The sequence below is a fragment of the Micromonospora sp. NPDC000316 genome, from assembly GCF_042898885.1.
Classification (GTDB): Bacteria; Actinomycetota; Actinomycetes; order Mycobacteriales; family Micromonosporaceae; genus Micromonospora.
Window position 1 is genome coordinate 295,457 of the sequence record NZ_JBIAZG010000002.1, and the last position, 19,053, is coordinate 314,509.

At 70.5% G+C, this 19,053-nt stretch carries 18 protein-coding genes; 12 read left to right on the forward strand and 6 right to left on the reverse strand.

Annotated elements, in window-relative coordinates; translation table 11 throughout:
• Positions 1–60 precede the first annotated feature (60 nt).
• On the forward strand, positions 61–1,050 hold the full coding sequence (locus tag ACFY2Q_RS05900; protein ID WP_387128041.1) for an ArsR/SmtB family transcription factor: 990 nt from the start codon (positions 61–63) through the stop codon (positions 1,048–1,050).
• A 70-nt stretch (positions 1,051–1,120) separates the two neighbouring features.
• Here ACFY2Q_RS05900 and ACFY2Q_RS05905 read toward each other — a convergent pair whose 3' ends face one another.
• Together ACFY2Q_RS05905 and cofD are read right to left on the reverse strand one after the other, a co-directional pair.
• Positions 1,121–2,209 (reverse strand): coenzyme F420-0:L-glutamate ligase, encoded by a 1,089-nt coding sequence (locus tag ACFY2Q_RS05905; RefSeq protein WP_387128042.1) that lies wholly within the window; start codon positions 2,207–2,209, stop codon positions 1,121–1,123.
• Positions 2,206–3,153 carry a 2-phospho-L-lactate transferase gene (cofD, locus tag ACFY2Q_RS05910; RefSeq protein WP_387128043.1) on the reverse strand — a complete coding sequence of 316 codons (948 nt, stop codon included), beginning with the start codon at positions 3,151–3,153 and terminating at the stop codon, positions 2,206–2,208. Before cofD ends, ACFY2Q_RS05905 begins: the two co-directional genes overlap by 4 nt.
• A gap of 98 nt (positions 3,154–3,251) precedes the next feature.
• Here cofD and ACFY2Q_RS05915 point away from each other — a divergent pair, with 98 nt between their 5' ends.
• From ACFY2Q_RS05915 to ACFY2Q_RS05940, 6 genes are all read left to right on the forward strand, one after another.
• A complete protein-coding gene (locus tag ACFY2Q_RS05915; RefSeq protein ID WP_387128044.1) occupies positions 3,252–4,313 on the forward strand; it encodes a hypothetical protein in 1,062 nt (353 codons plus the stop codon).
• Between the two features lie 190 nt (positions 4,314–4,503).
• Entirely contained in the window at positions 4,504–7,044 is a 2,541-nt protein-coding gene (locus ACFY2Q_RS05920; RefSeq protein ID WP_387128045.1) for a bifunctional FO biosynthesis protein CofGH, read from the forward strand.
• A 159-nt stretch (positions 7,045–7,203) separates the two neighbouring features.
• The gene (locus tag ACFY2Q_RS05925; protein WP_387128046.1) at positions 7,204–7,482 is read left to right on the forward strand and encodes a hypothetical protein; all 279 of its coding nucleotides are present in this window, start codon (positions 7,204–7,206) and stop codon (positions 7,480–7,482) included.
• A gap of 53 nt (positions 7,483–7,535) precedes the next feature.
• Complete coding sequence (locus tag ACFY2Q_RS05930; protein ID WP_387128047.1) at positions 7,536–8,930, forward strand: DUF4331 domain-containing protein; 1,395 nt, start codon at positions 7,536–7,538, stop codon at positions 8,928–8,930.
• A 20-nt stretch (positions 8,931–8,950) separates the two neighbouring features.
• Positions 8,951–9,280, forward strand: coding sequence for a phospholipase (locus tag ACFY2Q_RS05935; RefSeq protein WP_387128048.1), 330 nt, complete (start codon positions 8,951–8,953; stop codon positions 9,278–9,280).
• Positions 9,281–9,747: 467 nt separating this feature from the next.
• Positions 9,748–10,005 carry a WhiB family transcriptional regulator gene (locus tag ACFY2Q_RS05940; protein WP_007455784.1) on the forward strand — a complete coding sequence of 86 codons (258 nt, stop codon included), beginning with the start codon at positions 9,748–9,750 and terminating at the stop codon, positions 10,003–10,005.
• Between the two features lie 82 nt (positions 10,006–10,087).
• On the opposite strand, the gene ACFY2Q_RS05945 is transcribed toward ACFY2Q_RS05940, so the two are convergent.
• Positions 10,088–10,537, reverse strand: a complete 450-nt coding sequence (locus ACFY2Q_RS05945; protein WP_007455785.1) for a metallopeptidase family protein — start codon at positions 10,535–10,537, stop codon at positions 10,088–10,090.
• A 153-nt stretch (positions 10,538–10,690) separates the two neighbouring features.
• On the opposite strand from ACFY2Q_RS05945, the gene ACFY2Q_RS05950 reads away from it, so the two are divergent.
• The gene (locus ACFY2Q_RS05950) at positions 10,691–11,056 is read left to right on the forward strand and encodes a DUF3499 domain-containing protein (protein ID WP_053658603.1); all 366 of its coding nucleotides are present in this window, start codon (positions 10,691–10,693) and stop codon (positions 11,054–11,056) included.
• 8 nt (positions 11,057–11,064) lie between these two features.
• Here ACFY2Q_RS05950 and ACFY2Q_RS05955 read toward each other — a convergent pair whose 3' ends face one another.
• From ACFY2Q_RS05955 to ACFY2Q_RS05965, 3 genes are all read right to left on the reverse strand, one after another.
• On the reverse strand, positions 11,065–12,471 hold the full coding sequence (locus ACFY2Q_RS05955; protein WP_387128049.1) for an NAD(P)/FAD-dependent oxidoreductase: 1,407 nt from the start codon (positions 12,469–12,471) through the stop codon (positions 11,065–11,067).
• A complete protein-coding gene (locus tag ACFY2Q_RS05960; RefSeq protein ID WP_387128050.1) occupies positions 12,456–13,802 on the reverse strand; it encodes an aspartate aminotransferase family protein in 1,347 nt (448 codons plus the stop codon). Before ACFY2Q_RS05960 ends, ACFY2Q_RS05955 begins: the two co-directional genes overlap by 16 nt.
• A 401-nt stretch (positions 13,803–14,203) precedes the next feature.
• Complete coding sequence (locus ACFY2Q_RS05965; RefSeq protein WP_203177830.1) at positions 14,204–14,716, reverse strand: Lrp/AsnC family transcriptional regulator; 513 nt, start codon at positions 14,714–14,716, stop codon at positions 14,204–14,206.
• A 217-nt stretch (positions 14,717–14,933) separates the two neighbouring features.
• Between ACFY2Q_RS05965 and ACFY2Q_RS05970 the strand changes: the two genes are divergently transcribed.
• From ACFY2Q_RS05970 to ACFY2Q_RS05985, 4 genes are read left to right on the forward strand one after another with little or no spacing between them, the layout of a single operon-like run.
• Positions 14,934–16,118 carry an extracellular solute-binding protein gene (locus tag ACFY2Q_RS05970; RefSeq protein ID WP_387128051.1) on the forward strand — a complete coding sequence of 395 codons (1,185 nt, stop codon included), beginning with the start codon at positions 14,934–14,936 and terminating at the stop codon, positions 16,116–16,118.
• A 5-nt stretch (positions 16,119–16,123) separates the two neighbouring features.
• Entirely contained in the window at positions 16,124–17,275 is a 1,152-nt protein-coding gene (locus ACFY2Q_RS05975; protein ID WP_387128052.1) for an ABC transporter ATP-binding protein, read from the forward strand.
• Positions 17,272–18,180 (forward strand): ABC transporter permease, encoded by a 909-nt coding sequence (locus tag ACFY2Q_RS05980; RefSeq protein ID WP_387128053.1) that lies wholly within the window; start codon positions 17,272–17,274, stop codon positions 18,178–18,180. The genes ACFY2Q_RS05975 and ACFY2Q_RS05980 overlap by 4 nt, the downstream gene beginning before the upstream one ends.
• On the forward strand, positions 18,180–19,016 hold the full coding sequence (locus ACFY2Q_RS05985; RefSeq protein WP_387128054.1) for an ABC transporter permease: 837 nt from the start codon (positions 18,180–18,182) through the stop codon (positions 19,014–19,016). Before ACFY2Q_RS05980 ends, ACFY2Q_RS05985 begins: the two co-directional genes overlap by 1 nt.
• Positions 19,017–19,053 lie beyond the last annotated feature (37 nt).

A 19,053-nucleotide genomic window follows, 5' to 3' on the forward strand; every position in this document is an offset into this window, starting at 1 on the left:
CCAGCCAGGTAGAGTCGAACGGTTACCCGGCATCCCTCTGCCGGCGACACGGGAGCTCCAATGCTGAGGATCTATTTTTCGGGCGAGGACATTCTCCGGACCCGGGTGGCGCCGACGGCGGACCCGGTCTGGGAACTGATCCTCAGCCTGCACCTGCTGCAGGGCCGAGACCGTGACCCGCTGACGTTGATGTGGCGGCGTGCCGTCACCCGTGACCTGCGCCAGGATGCCGCATCCGACCAGCTGCGACTGCTCTTCGCGCTGAACCCGCCGCGCGGGTACTTCCCCGACTTCCTCACCCCGTACGCAAGCGTCGACGGCTTCGAGGCCGGTCTGGACGCCGTCTGCAGCACGCCGAAAACGCGGTTGCAGCGAGACATGGCAGTGCTGGCCGCCGCGACCCCGCTGCCGGCCTCGGCCGCCGCGCTGGCCCGGGGCGACACGGTGGCGCTGCGCCAATTCGCCGATTCGATGGAGCAGTACCGGGCGCTGGCGATCAGCCCGTACTGGGGTCAGATCCAGGCCGCGGTGGCGGCGGACCGCACCCGACGAGCGCGGGCCCTGCTCGACGGCGGCGTGGAGGGCCTGTTGACAAGCCTTCGACCGGCCATGCGCTGGGAGGACGGTGTGCTGGAGGTCCGTGACTATCCGCACAGCCGGGAGCTGCACCTCGATGGTCGAGGGCTGCTGCTGGTGCCGTCGTTCTTCTGCGCGAGCACCCCGGTCGCCCTGCTCGATCCGGCGCTGACCCCGGTGCTTGTCTATCCGGTGGACCGGCTGGGCGGGTTGGCCTCGGACAACAGTGCCACGCCGGGTGCCGCAAGTGAGGCGCTGGCCGCGCTGCTCGGCCGGACCAGGGCCGCGGTGTTGCAGGCTAGCGGCGACGGCTGCACCACAGGCGAGGTGGCCCGCCGGCTCAACATTTCGGCTGCGGCGGCCAGCCAGCACGCCACAGTGCTGCGCAACGCAGGTCTGCTGGTCAGTCAGCGCGACCGCAACACAGTGCTGCACACACTGACCCCGCTCGGCCAAGCGGTGCTGGAAGCCTGACCCGCCCGCCCGGCCGACCCGCCCGGCCAGACCCGACCGGGCCGTGCCGGACGGATGGCTCAGCGGGCTGTCACAGGGCGAGTGTGGCGCTGGCCGGGCTGCCGGCGGGCGGGGGCAGCAGGGTCGACCCGATGCCCTCGGCGGCCAGGGCGATGCGCAGCCGGTGCAGGTCGGCGCCGAAGCGGACCAGGTCGCTCGGGTCGACAGGCGCGGGTGCCGTGCCGAGCACCAGGGCGGTGGCGTCGTCCGGCCAGCCGGGCACCCCGGCGATCAGGCCGAGCCGCATCTCCGTCTCGTCGAGCAGCGTGAAGACCGTGCCGGGGGCGACCACCCGGGCGACCGCCTCGATCGCCCGGCGCACCGCGACCGGGTCTGCCGGCGTGGGGCTCAGCGAGTCGACGAGGGCGGCGGCGTCGGCCAGCCCGGCCGATCGGGCTTCGGCGGTGCCGAGGGAGAAGAGATCCTGCGCCGCGTCGCGGACGAGGGTCTTCGCTCCGCCGGAGTCGTCGGTGCCGTTGCCGGAGAGGTAGCCCCGCACCACAGCCACGGGAACCTGGTCGCACTTGCCCTTGATCAGCTCGCCGGCGCCCGCCAGCTCGTCCACCACTGCCATCTGGGTCAACTGCAACTCGTTGCCGTACGGATCCACCTCGCCCCGGTGGTCGCGGATGGCAGGCATCCCGGCCACCCCGAGCGCGACGTCGGTCAGTCCGTTGCGCCACGGCCGGCCCATGGTGTCGCTGACGATCACGGCGACATCCAGGTCGTACCGGTCCTTGAGCGCCGCCCGCAGCGCGCGGGCCGACGCATCCGGGTCGACCGGCAGGAGCACCAGTTGGGTCTTGTCGACGTTCGACGCGTCGATTCCCGCGGACGCCATCACGAAGCCGTGGTGGGTCTGCACGATGCGGGTCGGCCCCCGGCTTGCCACCACCCGGGCGGTCTCACCGGCCAGCACGTCGTCACGCGCGGCGAGCCGCTCGGGTCCGTCCGCCGGAACGTCGACAAGCCGCCCTTCTGCCTTGGAGACGATCTTGCTGGTGACCACCAGCACGTCGCCGTCGCGCAGCCAGGGCGCGGCGGTGGCGATAAGCGCCGCCAGGTCGTCGCCCTCGGTCACGTGGCCGATGCCCAGCACCGGCAGGATCTCCAGCCTCACGTCAACTCCACCGCGGCGCGGACCATCGCCGCCGTCGCCGCCTCGTCGGTCATCCGCAGCGGGAGCGCGCGGACCGTCACCTCCGGCACCAGCGTGCCCGCGTCCTCCTCGGCCACCAGCCAGCCGTCCAGCAGCCCACCGGCCGACCGGCCCCCGTAGAGCCGGCCCACCCCTGCCGCACTGCACTCCACGCCCAGCACGTCGAGGCAGCGATCGGCCATCCCGCGCACCGGAGCCCCGCCGATGATCGGCGAAACACCCACCACCGGCGCCGGGCCGTCGACAACGGCCTCGCGCATCCCGGGTACGGCCAGCACCGGCGCGACGCTCACCACCGGGTTGCTCGGCGCGATCAGCACCAGGTCGGCCGCCCCGATCGCCTCCAGCACGCCGGGCGCCGGCTTCGCCGTCTCCGCACCGACGAAGACGAAGCGGTGGGTGGGGATGTCGGCCCGGTACCGCACCCACCACTCCTGGAAGTGGATCGCCCGTTGGCCGTCATCGTCACCGACGACGGCGTGGGTCTCCAACCGGTCGTCGGTGGCCGGCAGCAGACGTACGCCCGGCTGCCAGCGGGTCGCAAGCGCCTCGGTGACAGCGCTCAGCGGGTACCCGGCGTTGAGCATGGTGCTGCGGACCAGGTGGGTGGCGATGTCCTTGTCGCCGAGGCCGAACCAGGTCGGTTCCGCCCCGTACGCCGCCAACTCCTCCTTGACCGTCCAGCTCTCCCCGACGCGGCCCCAGCCCCGCTCGGGGTCCGCGCCGCCGCCGAGCGTGTACATGACGCTGTCCAGGTCGGGACAGACCTTCAACCCGTGCAGCCACAGGTCGTCGCCGACGTTCACCACGGCTGTCACGTCGGCGCCGACCTCGCGGGCGTACGCCCGGACGCCGAGCAGGAACCGAGCGCCGCCGATGCCGCCGGCCAGAACCACGATGCGCATACCGACCATCCTCGCGTACGTGACGCCTCCGGTCCGCCGGTGCACGGGGAGACTAGGCTCACGTGCGCCCTGTCCGATTACGCCCCGAGGGGGAGCTCGTGACCAGCCCCGCCGAGCCCGCGTCCACAGACGCGCCGCAGGCCCGCCAGCTGACCAAGCCACTACGCGAACTGGGCGCGTTCGCGCTGCTCGGTGCGAACGCCGTGCTCCTCTTCGTTGGTCTGCTCCGGGTGCTCAGCCCAAACGACTACGTCGACATCACCGACCGCGCGGGAGGTGCGTTCTTCTCGTTCGTCGGCGTGGAGGCGGTGGTCCTGCCGCTGCTGGCCGTGCTGCTTGCCACCCACATCTCGCCGATCGTTCCCAAGGCGAAGCTGATCACCCAGGTGGCCCTGGGTGAGTACGCCGCCAGCGCGCTCTTCGGCATCCTGACCGCGCTGATCTGGACGGTGGGACGGCTCGCCGACGTCGAAATCCTCGACGCGCTCCTCGGGGTGCTCAGCCGGTTCGCCTGGCTGGTCATCTTCGGGGTTGCCGCCTGGGTGGTCTTCACCATCTGGCGTGGGCTCTACTACGTGCGCAAGCCGAAGCCCGAGCCGGGCGTCTACGGCCAGCCGCAGCAGGGCTGGCCGCAGCAGCAGGGTGGCTGGCCGGCTCCGGGGCAGCCCGGTGGTCAGCCGCAGGGCGGGTGGCCCGCTCCGGGCCAGCCCGGTGGTCAGCCGCAGGAGGGCTGGCCGGCTCCGGGACAGCCCGCTGGTTACCCGCCGGCCCAGTTCGGCGGCCAGTACGGCCAGCCCTCGCCCCCCTTCCAGTCGGCTCCGCAGTCGGCCCCGCCCGCTCCGCAGTCCGCCCCGCCGGCCCCGCAGTCGGCGCCGCCGGCCCCGCAGTCGGCGCCGCCGTACCCGCAGTCGGCCCCGCCTGCCCCGCAGTCGGCGCCCCCGGTAAACCCCGCCCCGCAGTCGGCGCCGCCCGCGTCGCCGTTCGGGCAGCCGCCGTCGGCCGACCCCACGCAGGCCATTCCGCGCCAGCCGGCCGAACCGACCCAGGCCATTCCGCGCCAGTCCGCTGACCCGACCCAGGCGATTTCCAGCCCGGCCGACGCGGACACCGACCGCACCCAGCACCTCAACCCAGGCGACCACCCCACCCAACCCCGCTGACCCACCCCAACCCCAACCCCCGTCCCGTTCCCCCACCGACCCACCCGGTTGATCATGAAGTTATTGCCCTGACACGCCGGCATCGAGGGCAATAACTTCATGATCAACGGCACGAGGGCGGGGGCGGGGCGCGGAGTGGGACGGGAGGGCGCGGGGTTGGGTGGCGGGACGCTGCGCATAGGCTGGGCGGATGGTTGATCGCACCCACTCCGGCCCGAGCGAGGCGAGCGTGCGGCGGGCCCTGGGCCGGGCCGCTACCGGGCGGTCGCTGGACGTCGACGAGGCGACCGCGCTGCTCGCCGCCCGCGGTGACGCGCTCGACGAGTTGCTGCGGACCGCCGGTGGGATCCGCGACGCCGGGTTGCGTGAGGCCGGGCGGCCGGGCGTCGTCACGTACTCGAAGAAGGTCTTCATCCCGCTGACCCGGCTGTGCCGGGACCGCTGCCACTACTGCACGTTCGCCACAGTGCCGCACCGGCTGCCGGCGCCGTTCCTGGACCGCGACGAGGTGCTCGCGATCGCCCGGGAGGGTGCAGCACTGGGCTGCAAGGAGGCTCTGTTCACCCTCGGTGACCGGCCGGAGGACCGCTGGCCGGCGGCGCGGAGCTGGCTGGACGAGCGCGGCTACGACTCCACCCTCGACTATCTGCGCGCCTGCGCGGTGGCGGTGCTGGAGGAGACCGGCCTGCTGCCGCACCTCAACCCGGGCGTGCTGACCTGGTCGGAGCTGCAACGGCTCAAGCCGGTCGCGCCGAGCATGGGCATGATGTTGGAGACCACTGCGACCCGGCTGTGGTCCGAGCCGGGCGGCCCGCACTACGGCTCACCGGACAAGGAGCCTGCGGTCCGGCTGCGGGTGCTCGACGACGCCGGCCGCGTCGGCGTGCCGTTCACCACAGGCATCCTCATCGGCATCGGCGAGACAGCGGCCGAGCGGGTGGACGCGCTCTTCGCGATCCGGCGGGCGCACCGGGAGTACGGCCACCTCCAGGAGGTGATCGTGCAGAACTTCCGCGCCAAGCCGGACACGGCGATGCGTGGCATGCCCGACGCGGAGCTGCACGACCTGGCCGCCACGGTGGCGGTGGCGCGGCTGCTGCTCGGCCCGAAGGCCCGGATCCAGGCACCACCGAACCTCATCGCCGGGGAGTACGCCCTGCTGCTGCGGGCCGGCATCGACGACTGGGGTGGTGTGTCGCCGCTCACCCCGGACCACGTCAACCCGGAACGTCCCTGGCCGCAGATCGAGGAGTTGGCCCGGCACACCGAGCTGGCCGGGTTCACGCTGCGGGAGCGGCTGACCATCTACCCGGAGTACGTGCGCGCCGGTGACCCGTGGCTGGACCCTCGGCTGCTGCCGCACGTCGGTGCCCTGGCCGATCCGGCGACGGGCTTGGCTGTCGAGTCGGCCATGCCGCAGGGCCACCCCTGGCAGGAGCCGGAGGAGGTGTTCGGCGGGCGGACCGACCTGCACGCCACGATCGACACCACCGGCCGGACCGAGGACCGGCGGGGTGACTTCGACAGCGTCTACGGCGACTGGGCGGAGGTGGCCGGCAAGGTCACTCCCGAGGCGGCGGCGCGGCGTGCGGGCGGCCCGTCGGTGGCCGGCAGCGGCGTGGCACAGGACCTCGCGGCCGGGCTGCGGCTCGCCGCCGACGACCCGGCAGCACTGCTCGATCCCCAGCACACCGACGCCGCGCTGGCGCTGTTCGGGGCGGACGGGCCGGCGCTTGACGAGTTGTGCCGGCTCGCCGACGACGTGCGCCGCGACACGGTCGGCGACGACGTCACCTACGTGGTCAACCGCAACATCAACTTCAGTAACGTCTGCTACGTCGGCTGCCGCTTCTGCGCCTTCGCGCAGCGGGAGCGGGACGCCGACGCGTACCGGCTCTCCGTCGAGCAGGTCGCCGACCGGGCCGAGGAGGCGTGGGCCCTCGGTGCCAGCGAGGTCTGCCTCCAGGGCGGCATCGACCCGAAGATGCCTGTCACCGGGTACGCCGACATCGTGCGGGCGGTCAAGGCGCGGGTGCCCGGGATGCACGTGCACGCGTTCTCGCCCATGGAGATCGTCACCGCTGCGGCGAAGGCCGGCGTGCCGGTCCGCGAGTGGCTGACCCAGCTGCGTGAGGCGGGCCTGGACACCATCCCGGGCACCGCAGCGGAGATCCTCGACGACGACGTGCGCTGGGTGTTGACCAAGGGCAAACTCCCGGCCGCCGCCTGGGTCGACGTGGTGAGCACCGCCCACGAGCTGGGCATCCGGTCCAGCTCCACGATGATGTACGGCCACGTCGACCACCCCGGGCAGTGGCTGGCGCACTTCCGGGTGCTGGCCGGTGTGCAGGACCGCACCGGCGGGTTCACCGAGTTCGTGGCGCTGCCGTTCGTGCACACGAACGCCCCGATCTACCTGGCCGGCATCGCCCGCCCGGGGCCGACGTGGCGGGAGAACCGCGTCGTGCACGCGATGTCCCGGCTGCTGCTGCACGGCCGGATCGACAACATCCAGTGCTCCTGGGTGAAGCTCGGCGACGAGGGCACTGTGGCGATGCTCCAGGGTGGCTGCAACGACCTGGGCGGCACGTTGATGGAGGAGACCATCTCTCGGATGGCCGGCTCCGACAACGGTTCGGCGCGTACCGAGGAGCAGTTGCGGGCCATCGCGAAGGCGGCCGGGCGTCCGGCGCGCAAGCGTACGACCGCGTACGGTCACGCTCGGCCCTGAGGTCGAACCTTTCCCCGCCGCCGGCCGTACCAAGCGATGCCGGCGGCGGTCGCGGTGCGGACCGCCGCCGGTGTCCCCAGGGCCCGGCGGCGTCTGTCGGCGGCACCGGACCCGTCCGTCCCCGCGGGCGCGTTCGCGCCGCAGCCGGAAAGGTTGCCCATGACCAGTGATCAGCGGAAGCGGCAGTGGCCGCGACTGACCCGCAGGCAGACGCTGACCGCCGCGGCCAGCGCCACCCTCGGCGCGGCCGCGCTCACCGTGCCGGGTCTGTCGGCGGCGCAGAACGCGCCGGGCGCGGCCGGTCAGGCCGACGAGCCGATAGTCGTGCACCTGCGCGACGCCGCCTCCGGAACGATTGACGTCTTCGTCGGTGAATCCCGGATCGAGGTGCGCGACCGCGGCCTGGCGGACCGGCTGCGGCGCGCCGCCCGGCGCTGACCTCGACGTTTCGCCTCCCACTCCTGCTTTCCGCCCAGTGAGGTTGGTCCGCCATGTCTTCCCACCGCGAGGCTCCGGAAATAGCCAAGGATCCGGTCGCCGACAGCTCCGACCTTTACGCGTTCGTCAGCCCCGACAAGCCGGACACGGTCACGTTGATCGCCAACTACGTGCCGTTGCAACTCCCGTCGGGAGGGCCGAACTTCTTCGAGTTCGGCGACGATGTGCGGTACGAAATCCATATCGACAACGACGGCGACGGCCGTGCGGATGTCACCTACCGGTTCGAATTCACCACCGAGATCACGAATCCGAACAGTTTTCTCTACAACACCGGCCCGATCGACTCGCTGGACAGCAGAAACTGGAACCGGCGGCAGTTCTACAGCCTGACCCGGGTGGCCGGCGGCCGTGAGCACCGGCTCGCGCACAAACTGCCCTGCCCGCCGTGCAATGTCGGCCCGCTGTCCACCCCGAAGTACGCCGACCTGGTCCGGCAGGCCACCTACACGCTGTCCACGGGGGAGCGGGTCTTCGCCGGCCAGCGCGCGGACGGGTTCTTCGTCGACCTCGGGGCGATCTTCGACCTCGGCACGTTGCGGCCGTTCCAGCAGTTGCACGTGGCGGGCAAGAAGATCTTCAAGGCCGAGGGGGAACCGGTAAACGCCACCGACCGGATGAACGTGCACAGCATCGCCGTGCAGGTGCCGCTGAAGAACGTGCGTCGGCGCGCCAACCGGTACGGGGCTGCCGACCCGGCCTCCGTGATCGGAGTGTGGACCTCGGCGTCGCGCCGGCAGGTCCGGGTGCTCGGCGACCGGGTGGCCGCGGACACCTCGACCGGCCCGTTCACCCAGGTCTCCCGGCTGGGCAATCCGCTGTTCAACGAGGTCATCGTGCCGATGTCCAAGAAGGATCTGTGGAACTCGCTGCCGCCCTCGGAGGACAAGCGGTTCGCGCAGTTCGTCGAGCAACCGGAGTTGGCCGCGCTGCTGCCGGCGCTCTACCCGGATGTCTTTCCCAACCTGGACAAGCTCACAAAGGCCAAGAAGGCTCGGGCGGACCTGGTGGCGATCCTGCTCACCGGTGTGCCGGCCGGTCTGATCGACGGGTTCACAAACGCCACAGGTGACGTGCAGGCCGACATGCTCCGGCTCAACACGGCGATCCCGCCGAGCCGCCGCCCGGACCGGTTCGGCGTGCTCGGCGGCGACCTGGCCGGCTATCCGAACGGGCGCAGGGTCGGCGACGACGTGGTCAGCATCGCGCTGCGGGCCATCGCCGGGGTGACCGTCCCGCTCGTGGACAAGGCGTTCCGCCCGGATGCGGCGGCCGCGGCGGTGACGCCGGGGTTGAGCGCGGCCGACGTGACAGCGCCGTTTCTCGCGAACTTCCCCTACCTGGGTACGCCGTACGACGGGTTCAACAACCCGCCGGCATCGGCCTGATCGGCGCGGGGGAGTGGCGGATGCACGAGCACGCGTACGGGCCGTCGGAGACCGGTAGCGTCGTCCTCGACCTGGGCGGCGACACAGGTGCCCTGATCGTCTACACCGGTCGGGATCTGCACGGTCGGGAAATCGAGATCAGCCGCGACGGTGAGCGGCGGGTCCACTCGGCGGTGCGGGAGCGCCGGGTGCGGGACGGATCCTTCCACAGTGCGGTCTACCCCGATCTGCCCGCCGGGATCTATACCGTCTGGTGGGACGGCGACGCCTCCGCCGGCACTGTTTCTGTCCACGGTGGAGGGATAGCCGAGTTCGTCTTGCCCAGCAGCGATTTCAGGCCGCCCGGCTGACCGCCCGTCGCCCGTTTGCGATCGCGCTCCGTCCACATGGTGGACGGGGCGCGTTGGCTGTCCACGGCTCGACGGGCGGTCTGCGCCGCGCCGCGTTAACCTGTCTCCCACCAAGATCAGCTTTGTGGGAGGGGGTCGACCACATGCCCGGCATCGCCATGACCGTCCTCAGTCGGGGGAGCGCCACGGCAGAAAAGTCGGGCAACTCGCCGGAGAGGGCGTTACCCCGCCGGGGTCTGGATCGGTAGGGCAGGTTGCGAGGCCGGACGGTCCTGGTGGCCGACCGGGGGTGTCGGGAGGGCGACTCCATTATCAAGTTTGGCTTGACGGCGCACGCATTACACGCGTGTAATTTGAATGGGGTTGTTCGCACGGAACGCAACAAAACGGGACCGGACGGACAAGCACGCCTTTCGCGTGGGGGGTTGCAGCGGCGATGACGCCGGTGCGCGACAAGGAGGCATTTGATGGACGGCCAGCTAGAAGTGGCCGACCTGCTCGGAAACGCGCCGGAGTGGCAGGAGCGAGCCTTGTGCTCGCAGACCGACCCCGAGGCGTTCTTTCCCGAGAAGGGCGGCTCCACCCGGGAGGCGAAGCGGATCTGCTCGCGTTGCGAGGTCAAGACCGAATGCCTCGAATACGCTCTGGGGCACGACGAGCGTTTCGGCATCTGGGGTGGTCTATCGGAGCGGGAGCGGCGCAAGTTGAAGCGGCGGGCCGCTTGAGCGGTGCGGGTCGGGGCGGTGGGGGCCGCCCGACTCAGCCGTCGAACGCCAGGTCACCCCGGCCGACGCGGCAGGGGGCTGCTCAGGCCAACTCGTCGGGGTCGACGCCGAGCAGGTTCGCCACCTGCTCGATGATCACGTCATGCACGAGGTCCGCGAGATCCTCGCGGTCCATCGCCCGGAACTCCAGTGGCCGCCGATACAGCACGATCCGCGGTGGCACCTCCTGGCGGCCGGGCCGGCCGGGTAGCAGCCGGGCCAGCGGCACCTCGCCGTCCTCCAGCACGTCGGAGTCGTAGACGTTCAGATCCGGCGGGACGTCCTCGACCGCGAACTCGACACCTGCCAACTCCTTGGCGAACCGGCGCTCCAACGTCTCGACGGTGTCCAGGACGAGGTCGTCGAAGACCTCGGCCTTGGTCCGGGCCAGCGGTACGGTGGCCGGCACCAGCCGCCCGCGCAGGCCACGCCCGTGCCGGTCACGGTGCGCTCGCCGGCCGGGGCCGGGGCGGCGGTGTTCCGGGCTCGTCATGAGGCAAAGCGTAGCCCTCGCGCCGGGTCGGTCAGCGGCAGCGGCGCTCCCGTGGCGCGGCGCGGTTCGGGGCCGTGAATTGTGATCACCATGACGGGCGTGTCGCAACGCGAAGCGATGCGCGGGACCCGGTAATGGAGATACCCTGCCGCCGTGAGGTCACCACGGCGCTGCTCCCGTAACGGCTGCCCCCGGCAAGCGGTCGCCACATTGACCTATGTCTACAACGAGTCGACAGCGGTCGTGGGTCCGTTGGCGGCGTTCGCCGAGCCGCACACATACGACCTGTGTGAGCCGCACGCCCGCAGCCTGACCGCGCCGCGTGGCTGGGACGTGGTCCGGCACGAGGGCGAGTTCGAGCCGCCGCCGCCCACCACCGACGACCTGGTCGCGCTGGCCGAGGCGGTCCGCGAGGCAGCCCGCCCGGCTCCCCGCCCTCCGGAGCCCGACCAGCACCACGAGAACCCCCACCAGACCGGCCGTCGAGGCCACCTTCGGGTGATCCCGCCCAACCACTGACCCCCGGGTCAGTGGCCCAGCAGGCGAGAGAACACGGCGGCTCGGCGTGCCGCTCGGCCGGTACGGGATTCGGCGGCGTCGGCGCCGGTCATGACCCGTAGGCCGGCGTTGACCGCCAGCCAGCGCAGAGGCTCCGGCTCCCACCGGGGCGAGCGGTGGTTCACCCAGGGCAGCGCGGTCAGCTCGGTGCGCTGGCCACGGATCAGGTCGGCAAGCGTGCGGCCGGCGAGGTTGCTGGAGCCCACACCGTCCCCGACGTAGCCGCCGGCCCAGGCCAGCCCGCTGGCCCTGTCGAAACCGACCGACGCGGCCCAGTCCCGGGCCACACCCAGCGGGCCACCCCAGGTGTGTGTCAACGGCACGTCCGGGCCGAGCACCGGGAAGAGGTCACCCAGGGTCCGCCGCAGCGCGGCGAACACCCGGGGCTCCCTGTCGTAGCCGGGGGAGACCCGGGATCCGAGATGGTACGGCGCACCGCGCCCGCCGAACGCCAACCGACCGTCGGCGGTGCGCTGGCCGTAGATGATCACATGTCGGTAGTCGGAGAACGTCTCCCGCCGGGCCAGCCCGATCCGCTCCCACGTCTGCGCCGGAAGTGGCTCGGTGGCCACCATCAGCGAGTACACCGGCGCCACGGCCCGCCGCTGGCCGGGCAGCGCCGGCGTGTACCCCTCGGTGGCCCGGACCACCACAGGCGCCCGCACCGTCCCGGCCGCCGTCACCGCCGCGCCGGCCCGGATCGCGACGACAGGGGTGCCCTCGTGGATGGTCACCCCGAGGCGTTCCACTGCTCGGGCGAGACCGCGGACCAGCTTCGCCGGGTGCACGGCCGCGCAGTGCGGGGTGTACGTCCCACCGCGTACCCCCTCGGCGGCGCACCTGCCGACGGCCTCGCCGGCGTCGAGGAGCGCCAGGTGCTCCGGGCCGAAGCCGAACGCGCGGGCCTCGTCCACGGCGGCCCGAGCACGGGCGAGCTGTGGGCTGGTGCGGGCCAGGGTGATCGTGCCGCCGTCGGCCCAGTCGCAGTCGATGCCCTCGGCCACGACCACCCGGCCCACCTCGCGCACCGTCTCGTGCAGCGCCCGCTGCATGGCGACCGCCGCGTCCCGGCCGTGCCGGCGGGCCAGCCCGGTCAGGGACGTGGGGAACAGCGCGGAGCACCAGCCGCCGTTGCGGCCGGACGCGCCGTACCCCGCGATCTCCTTCTCCAGCACCGTGACCCGCAGCGCCGGGTCCGCCCGGGCCAGGTGGTACGCCGTCCACAGCCCGGTGTAGCCACCTCCCACGATCACCACGTCCGCGTCCGTGTCGCCGGGCAGCGCGGGTCGCGGAGTCAGTGTTTCGTCCAGGGTGGACAGCCAAAACGACAGGTCACGGTAGCGCTCGGCGGGATCGCCGCTCAGAGTCGCGTCCATGCCTCGGTGAGGACCGTGCGCAGGATCTGCTCGATCTCGTCGAAGTGCCGCTGCTCGGCGATCAGCGGCGGCGCGAGCTGAATGACGGGGTCACCCCTGTCGTCGGCCCGGCAGTAGAGCCCGGCCTGGAACAGCGCGGTGGACAGGAAGCCGCGCAGCAGCCGCTCCGACTCGGCCTCGTCGAAGGTCTCCCTGGTGGTCTTGTCCTTGACCAACTCGATGCCGTAGAAGTAGCCGTCACCCCGGACGTCGCCGACGATCGGCAGGTCGTGCAGCTTCTCCAGAGTGGCCCGGAACGCGTCCTCGTTGGCCCGTACGTGCCCGATGAGGTCCTCGCGGGCGAACACCTCCAGGTTGGCCAGGGCCACCGCGCAGGACACCGGGTGGCCACCGAACGTCACCCCGTGGGCGAACATGCCGGTCTCGGTGAGGAACGGCTCCATCAGCCGGTCGCTGGCGATCATCGCGCCGAGCGGGGCGTAGCCGGAGGTGATGCCCTTGGCCGTGGTGATGATGTCCGGTTGGTAGCCGTACCGCACGGCGCCGAAGTACTCGCCCAGCCGGCCCCAGGAGCAGATCACCTCGTCGGAGACGAGCAGCACGTCGTACGCGTCGCAGATCTCCCGCACCCGCTCGAAGTAGCCGGGAGGGGGTGGGAAGCAGCCGCCGGAGTTCTGCACGGGCTCCAGGAAGACCGCGGCTACCGTGTCCGGCCCCTCGCGCTCGATGGCCCGGCCGATCTCGTCGGCGGCCCAGCGGCCGAACGCCTCGGGGTCGTCGCCGTGCTCGGGCGCCCGATAGAAGTTGGTGTTCGGCACCTTTATCCCGCCGGGCACCAGCGGCTCGAAGTCGCTCTTGATGCCGGGCAGGCCGGTGATCGACAGGGCGCCCATCGAGGTGCCGTGGTACGCGATGTACCGGCTGACCACCTTGTACTTGTTGGGCTGGCCGGTGCGCTTGAAGTAGGCCCGGGCCAGCTTCCACGCCGCCTCGACCGCCTCCGAACCGCCAGTGGTGAAGAAGACCCGGTTGAGGTCGCCGGGGGTGAGCGAGGCGATCTTCTCGGCCAGCTCGACGGCCTTCGGGTGGGCGTACGACCAGAGCGGGAAGTAGGCGAGCTCGCCGGCCTGCTTGGCGGCGGCCTCGGCCAACTCGGTGCGGCCGTGGCCGGCGTTGACGACGAAGAGCCCGGCGAGCCCGTCCAGGTAGCGGCGGCCCTGCGCGTCCCACACGTACGCGCCCTCGCCGCGCACGATTGTCGGCACTTCGCCGTCGGAGTAGCTCGCCATCCGGGTGAAGTGCATCCAGAGGTGGTCGGTGGCGTTGGCCATGTCAGCCCCATCGGTCGTCGGGCCGGTCAAAGGGGTGACACCGGCCGCTCTGCCCACGGTTATCGCACAGCAGGGCCCGGAATGGCAAGTGCGATCAGTGGTGTGGAGACTCAATGGCGACGGATTCGGCGAAAAAAAGCCCTGGGAACGACGGAATTCGCACCAGTGTCATCCCTGCTCGTCGTCGCCCGCTCAATGCCCGGCGGTCGCCCGCGGACCCCTTTCGGGATCCTTTGCTCTGCTTCAGCGGACGCACCAGCGCGCGTCCGGTATTCGGACACGGGGTGTTGCGCCGGTTGAAGCAGAGCAAAGGACGTGAGCAGTCCCCACCCGGTCCGGGTCAGGTCGGCGCTGTCGAGTGGATCAACCGCGGATCAAGCGAAAGGGCGCCCCCGTGGGCTTCAGGCCGTACCCCAGGTGTAGGTCTGCTTGCGCAGCTTGAGATAGACGAACGCCTCGGTGGAGAGCACCCCGGGCACCGCGCGCAGCCGTTGCAGGATCTCCAGCAGGTGGTCGTCGTTGCGGCAGACCACCTCGGTGAGCAGGTCGAACGAGCCGGCGGTGATGACCACGTAGTCGACCTCGTCCAACTCGGCCAGCCGGTCGGCGACGGCCTCCAGATCGCCGTCGGTACGCAGGCCGATCATCGCCTGTCGGGGGAAGCCGAGCTGGAGAGGATCGGTCACGGCGACGATCTGCATCACGCCGGAGTCGAGGAGCCGCTGCACCCGTTGGCGCACGGCCGCCTCGGAGAGCCCGACCGCCTTGCCGATTGTCGCGTACGGGCGGCGGCCGTCCTCCTGGAGTTGTTCGATGATCTGCTTGGCCACGTCATCGAGCAGAGCGTGATTAGCACCTTCACGGACAGCGACGCGCCGACCGCCGTTGCCGTTCTCGTGCTGCCGGTTCGTCATCGTGCGCTCCCCATGTCCCGAATCGTGATGTCGCGCGTGTATCTCCGCGTAGTCTGGCGTATTTCGTCGTGCATCGCTATTCCGGCAACGGAATCCCTTGTAAGGGAGGTCACCTCATGTCAGGATCAGTCGTCCACGGCACCTGATTGTCCCGACCCTTCCGCCGGCGCGCCTCCCCCGTCCCGCCCGCCGACGATGACCCCCTTTAGGAGTCGTCATGCGTACTCCCCTCCGGCCTCTCTCCCGGCGTGGACTGCTCACCGGCACTCTCGGTTCGGCCGCACTGCTCACCATGGGCGGCAGCCTCGCCGGCTGTGGCACCAAGGGCGCGCAGCAGACCGAGGCCGGCTGCGTCAGCGAGGACCTTTCCGGCACCGAGAAGAAGCTTGCCTTCTCCAACTGGCCGCAGTACATGGACGTCGACGAGAAGGACGAATCCAAGCGGCCGAGCCTTGACGAGTTCGTCAAGAGCAGCGGCATTCAGGTCACCTACACCGAGGACATCAACGACAACAACGAGTTCTTCGGCAAGGTGCAGAACCAACTCGCCGCCTGCCAGAGCACCGACCGGGACATCATCGTCCTGACCGACTGGATGGCGGCGCGGATGATCCGGCTCGGCTGGATCCAGAAGCTCGACCCGGCGAAGCTCCCGAACGTCCAGGCGAACCTGTTGCCGTCGCTGCTCAACCGCCCCTTCGACACCGAGAACCGGATCTCGATCCCGTGGCAGTCCGGCCTCGCCGGGTTGGCGTACAACGGCAGCGTCACCAAGGAGGTGCGGACCGTCGACGAGCTGCTGACCCGGCCCGACCTCAAGGGCAAGGTGACGGCGCTCAGCGAGATGCGCGACACCATGGGCCTGCTGCTCGGCGCAGCCGGGCACAACCCGGCGAGCTTCACCACCGCCCAGTTCGACGACGCGCTCAACACCCTCAAAAAGGCCGTCGCCTCGGGGCAGATCCGCAAGTTCACAGGCAACGACTACGCGCCGGATCTGGCCAAGGGCGACATCGCCGCCTGCATCGGCTGGTCCGGCGACGTCATCCAGCTCAACAGTGAGAACGAGAAGGTGAAGTTCGTCGCGCCCGACTCCGGCGTGATGCTGTTCAGCGACAACATGATGGTTCCCAACAAGGCCACCCACAAGGGCAACGCCGAGGCGTTGATCAACTATTACTACGAGCCGGCCGTCGCCGCGAAGCTCGCCGCGTACGTCAACTACATCTGCCCGGTCAAGGGCGCGCAGGCCGAGATGGAGAAGATCGACCCGGAGCTCGCCGCCAACCCGCTGATCTTCCCGGACGAGGCGCTGCTGTCGAAGTCCAGGGTGTTCATGGCCCTGGACGAAAAGCAGGAGCGAGAGTACGAAGGCAAGTTCCAGCAGGTCATCGGGGCGTGACGGCTATGGCGCGCGAGACACCCGCAGGCGATCTGCGCCTGGCCAACCTCACCAAACGGTTCGGCATCTTCACTGCCGTCGACGACCTCAGCCTCACCATCGAGCAGGGTTCGTTCTTCGCGCTGCTCGGCGCGTCCGGCTGCGGCAAGACCACCACCCTGCGGATGATCGCCGGGCTGGAGGAGCCGACAAGCGGTCAGGTGCTGCTCGGCGACACCGACATCACCCGGCTGCGGCCGTACAAGCGGCCCGTCAACACGGTCTTCCAGAGCTACGCGCTCTTTCCGCACCTCACGATCTTCGAGAACGTGGCCTTCGGGCTGCGTCGGCGGGGCATCCGCTCGGTCGACGACGAGGTCCTGCGGATGCTGTCGCTCGTGCAGCTCGACGGCTTCGGCAGCCGCCGCCCCGCCCAGCTCTCCGGCGGCCAGCAGCAGCGGGTCGCACTGGCCCGTGCGCTGATCAACCAACCGCAGGTACTGCTGCTCGACGAGCCGTTGGGCGCGCTCGACCTGAAGCTGCGCCGGCAGATGCAGATCGAGCTGAAGCGGATCCAGACCGAGGTCGGCATCACATTCGTGCACGTCACCCACGACCAGGAAGAGGCCATGACGATGGCCGACACCGTCGCGGTGATGAACGCCGGCCGCATCGAGCAACTCGGTGCCCCGGCCGACATCTACGAGTTCCCGGCCACCGCGTTCGTGGCGAACTTCCTCGGCCAGTCAAACCTGCTCGCCGCCGAGGCCGCCGGCACCGGCGGGGGCGACGTCGCGGTGACGGCACACGGCTCGCGCTTCTCGGTGCCCGCCGGCCGGGCACGGGCCGACCGAGGGCCCGTCCACCTTGGGGTACGCCCCGAGAAGCTGCACCTGGTCGGTTCCGCCGACCAGGTGCCCGCTGGGCATCAGCACGTCACAGGGGTCGTCACCGACGCCTCCTACGTGGGGGTCAGCACGCAGTACCTCCTGCGTACCGACTGGGGCACCGAACTGTCGGTATTCGCCGCCAACAGCGGTGCGGTGGCACAGGTGCCGGTCGGCAGCGAGGCGGTGGCGTACTGGGATCCGCGGCACGCGTTCCTGCTGCCCCGCGACGCCGCCGACACCGACCGGACCTCGCCGGTGCTCGACGAGCCGGTGGGCGCGTCGTCATGACCCTCCTGGCCCCCACCAAACCGGGGCAGCCGCCACCCCCGCCCCCGGCCGCCCGGCGCGGGAGGTACCGGCTCCTGCCGTACCTGCTGCTGCTGCCCGGTGCGGCCTGGCTGCTGGTGTTCTTCGGTGTGCCGCTGCTGCAACTCGCCGCGGCGAGCCTGTATGACCCCAGCGGCTCGCTCTCCACCGGGTACGCGATGACGTGGGCGTTCGGCAACTACCCGGACGTGGTGCAGGCGTACTGGCCGCAGTTGCTGCGCTCGTTCGGCTACGCCGGCCTGGCCCTGGTGCTGGCGCTGCTGCTCGGCTACCCACTGGCGTACGCCATCGCGCAGAAGGCCGGCCGGTGGAAGAACCTGCTGCTGGTGTGCGTGGTCGCGCCGATGTTCACAAGCTTCCTGGTCCGTACGTTGGCCTGGAAGACGATCCTGTCGGACAACGGCGCGCTTGTCGGTCTGCTGCGTGACGTGCACCTGCTCAGCCCGGACGGCCGGCTGCTCGCCACGCCGTTCGCTGTGGTGCTCGGCCTGACGTACAACTTCCTGCCGTTTCTGGTGCTGCCGCTGTACGCGAGCCTGGAGCGGCTGGACTCGCGGCTGCTGGAGGCGGCGAGTGACCTGTACGCGAGCCCGGTGCAGTCGTTCCGCCGGGTGACCCTGCCGCTGTCCATGCCCGGTCTGGTCGCCGGCACGTTGCTGTTCTTCATTCCGGCAAGCGGCGACTACATAAACGCCGAACTGCTCGGCACCCCCAACGAATACATGATCGGCAACGTCATCGACTCGGCGTTCCTGGTCCGGCTGGACTATCCGCAGGGCGCCGCGCTGTCGTTCCTGCTGATGGCGGCGATCCTCGCGGTGGTCTTCGGTTATCTGCGCAGGGCCGGCACGGAGGAGGTGCTCTAATGCGAATCTCCCGCTGGCTGGCTGACCGCTGGGTGATGATCGTGGCGCTCCTGGTGCTCGGCTATCTGGCGCTGCCGATCCTCGTGGTGGCCGCGCTGTCGTTCAACCGCCCGTCGAGCCGGCTGTCGTACGACTTCAACGAGTTCACACTCGACAACTGGCGTCAGCCGTGCGCCACCTCGGACATGTGCGACGCGGTCGTCCGCAGCGTGCAGATCGGCTTCATCGCCACAGTGGTCGCCACAGTGCTCGGCACCCTCATGGCGTTCGCGCTGGTCCGGCACCGCTTCCGGGGCCGGTCCGGCATCAACGTGCTGATCTTCCTGCCGATGGCCACTCCGGAACTGGTGATGGGCACGTCGCTGCTGGCGCTGTTCGTCTCCGCAGGGGTGCCGCAGGGCTTCTGGACGATCGTCATCGCGCACGTGATGTTCTGCGTGTCGTTCGTCGTGGTGACAGTGAAGGCGCGGCTTGCCGGGATGGACCGGCGGTTGGAGGAAGCCGCCATGGACCTCTACGCAAGCGAGTGGCAGACCTTCCGGCGGATCACGTTGCCGCTGGTGCTGCCCGGCATCGTGGCCGCCGCGCTGCTGGCCTTCTCGTTGAGCTTCGACGACTTCATCATCACGAACTTCAACGCCGGCACCACAGTCACGTTCCCGATGTACGTCTGGGGCGCCGCCCAGCGGGGCATTCCGCCGCAGGTGAACGTCATCGGCACCGCGATGTTCGCGATCGCGCTGCTGCTCGTCGGGCTCAGCTCGCTGCGCGGCCGACGGGCTCGACGTGCCAGCCTGCTGGCCGGTCCGGTGCCCCAAGCGCGCCGGTCGTCATGAACACCCCGGCAGCGGGTCGTCTGACAGGTCGCCGGTC